This is a genomic window from Pseudoalteromonas sp. SR44-5 (genome assembly GCF_014163675.1).
Taxonomy (GTDB): domain Bacteria; phylum Pseudomonadota; class Gammaproteobacteria; order Enterobacterales; family Alteromonadaceae; genus Pseudoalteromonas; species Pseudoalteromonas rhizosphaerae.
In genome coordinates this window covers 1-339 of record NZ_JACJDT010000214.1, presented here as the reverse complement: position 1 = coordinate 339, position 339 = coordinate 1, and the positions used below count along the sequence as shown (strand labels likewise).

General features: G+C 43.7%; 1 protein-coding gene. It reads right to left on the bottom strand.

Annotation, left to right across the window (positions count from 1 at the left end; genetic code table 11):
• Positions 1 to 339, bottom strand: a 339-nt coding sequence (locus H5154_RS24340; protein ID WP_182719784.1) for a hypothetical protein, incomplete at both ends; no start/stop codon positions are given.

Genomic DNA, 339 nt, shown 5'->3' with positions numbered 1-339 from the left:
CCCTGTGTCGCTTGTATATCAGTGACCTCAATGTTTAACGGGGAAAGCAGTGGTGCATATTCTGGTAATGCAGCAACAACAGTGCGTGATTGGCTGTAAGCGTCTTTGGCCTTACCGAGCTCATTCAAAAAGTGAGTGTCATTTTCACGGTTAGGGTTTTGTGTTAACTCAGCTAACAACGCTCTATAGTGCGCACGCTGCTTAACAAATAACGTTACCACTTCAGGCTCATTACCTGTTAATTGTGAGGCTTCTAATTTATAAGCAAGCTCTCTACCTTGTACGCAGTGGATAAGCTTAAGGGCTAGGCTAATCTCGTTATTCTTCAAGGAAAAAGCC